This is a genomic window from Clostridium vitabionis (assembly GCF_015351765.1).
GTDB lineage: Bacteria > Bacillota > Clostridia > Lachnospirales > Lachnospiraceae > Clostridium_R > Clostridium_R vitabionis.
Genome location: NZ_JADKQA010000022.1, coordinates 1 through 2,606, shown reverse-complemented (window position 1 = coordinate 2,606; position 2,606 = coordinate 1). Strand labels below are relative to the sequence as shown.

Below are 2,606 nucleotides of genomic sequence, written 5' to 3'. Positions count from 1 at the left end.
AACCCCGGATGAAATCTTCGAGGAGGAAATCGACCGAATCTACCAGGCTACTGCCTAGCGGAGGGTGTCCAACTTGTTATTGCAATTTACCTCATTTATATTTTCTCTTAGCCAATCAACTCTACGCTGATGTTTATTTTGAAACGATTTTTCCCCTTCAAACATTGCCTTGTGCTCCACTGCCATCTCATACGGATTTCGCGCATATCGGAAGGACTTTACTTCTACAGCAAGAATTACGTGTTTCTGATGATCAATAACTAAAACATCAATATCTCCCAGCGCTTGCTTATTTTTTTGAATATATACACCATTGATTTTGTTAACATTACGATCTACGACGAATTGTTCCATCTTTAGAAAAATATCATACACATAATCGTTGAAAACTTTTCCTCGTGCGTTACTTATATATCCTATAAGTTCTTTTAGTTCTTCACTTTGTGCTGGAAAAGATCCAATCTGAATACAGTGATAGATGTAGTGTAGCATTCTATCTACACTTCGAATGCCCCAGATTACCTCAATCTGTCCTCCTTCTATTTTTCTGAATATTAAAGGTTTTCTCATAAAAGAATATCTTCTATTAAACCGCCATGGCCATACTTCGTATGACTTATACCCTTCTGGTGGAACCAGAAAATCCTCACGATTGCATATAGAAATGTCAGAAAGAATTTTCCCTACGATTTCCTCCGTCAACAATCCTGATTCAGATTCTTGTAAAATTGCATTGATCAAAAAGTTATATGAACTAATGAACACCTCAGATTGACTGCCCTTACTCATTCCAATTCTACACATGGAATTCACACAGTCTGCTAATTGGGTATTTGAATATCCAAACTCTGCGTTAAACGCGCTATCTAGTCTGCTCGCAATATCCGGAATATCCATAGGTGGTATTGTTGGATTTCTATAGTCTGAATTAAAATCCAATTCCTCATCACGATATCTGGTTCCCATATCATTCATATAATGGAATTCAACGTGATTCATACCAATTCTACCTGACTGAAGGATTTCCACAGGTGTATGAAAAATATCATACTTAAATAGGTCGCCATTATAGGCATATTCAATAATTGCCGAACAAATTGAAAGTATCCATTCATAGTCCAACGTATCGAAAACCTTTTTCCCATTCGGCGGGCAAGATGCAACATATTCAATTAAGAATTTCTGAGAAATCAAGGATCGATTCAACTCGTTGTATTGATCAAGAAATTTCGTCTGTTTCTGTGGATAACATGCAACCTCATATTTATATATTGAACTCAGTTGTAATAGCTTAAAGGTGTTTGACTCGATATCACTGTATATTCGCTCCACAAGGTGCTGAGGCGACATACTCGCAACTTCCTTTTGAAGTAATTTATACAAAAATCCGACAACGTCAACCATGAATCTTGATCTCTCATCATACTTGATTTCTCCAGTATTCCAGTGGCACGCATCTGTATACTGCGGAATTATAGTATCATTCAAATAGGTCAAATCTTCATCATGCACCTTTCTAGGATAGAAATTCAGCGTCGGTCGATATGATGGATGATTTCCATACTCTGCCGCATAAATTTTTCTCTTAAATGGATTCTCAAATATTACATCAAGCAGTCCAAAATCAAGTTGTTGAGAATACGCATTGCCTATCCCCGCTAATAAGAGTTGAATAAAACGTTTTTCTTTATCATTACTATTACTTACTAATGACAATGCTAATTCTGAAGACCAGTGCAATATAAAACAATTTGTACCATCGAACTCCATGTTGAAAACTTCCTCAACATCTTTTTCCTTCCTTGTATCAAATTGTGAATATGCAACTGTCTCCGAATCGATTGAAAGCAATAATAGAATATTCGGGTATGGTAGTGAGATTTTCTTAAGCAATATCTTACATTCATCAATCCAATATGTAACTAAATCAACTACAGATCGTATAATATCCATTCTGTCAAGTTTTTTAATCGGCTCTGATATTACCCAAATACCGAATGAATCGGATATTTCAATATATACTTTGGGATCATTGGTAGTTGTTACATAGATGTTTTGATTTTCGTCATTTCTGATGACAACTATTTTTTCACCTGGCCGCCAGGAATCCACCTGCTTTTTATCAAATCGATCAATAGCTCTTTGGATATATTCAATCGAATCCCCCGGTGCTACATATGTAAATATTTCCTCCATTTTTGCATCATCTGTCATTACAAATGAATTGTGATTCGATTTATATATCTCTACAGCATTGAGCTCACTAAACAGACTTGGTACATGTTCGCGCATGAGATTTCTAGCACGTACATACCTAGCCAAGAATTGTTCACATCCCATTTCGTTCATTGAGATACACCAAAGGTCAAAAGGTGAAAATGAAATAGTTTGAACTTTGTGTTTGATATGTGGAAGTTCCAAAAACATTGATCTTCCTATACTCGATATACAAACAACAACAATGATATTATCGTCAGTAATTCTGTGGTCACTCATAATATCTAACAGTTTTGGAGTAAGCGCGAAGTAATTCGTTGGATTGTTTCACTCCAATCCGTTTGAGATAATTACTCCAAACATTGAAGCAGATGTTGGAGTGAATTGCT

General features: G+C 35.9%; 1 protein-coding gene. It reads right to left on the bottom strand.

Translation table 11 applies throughout. The features are described 5' to 3' along the window. Positions 1–54 precede the first annotated feature (54 nt). Positions 55–2,496: a hypothetical protein gene (locus tag ISF27_RS13060; protein WP_194611903.1), complete on the bottom strand. Its 2,442-nt coding sequence runs from the start codon at positions 2,494–2,496 to the stop codon at positions 55–57. Between the last annotated feature and the right edge of the window lie 110 nt (positions 2,497–2,606).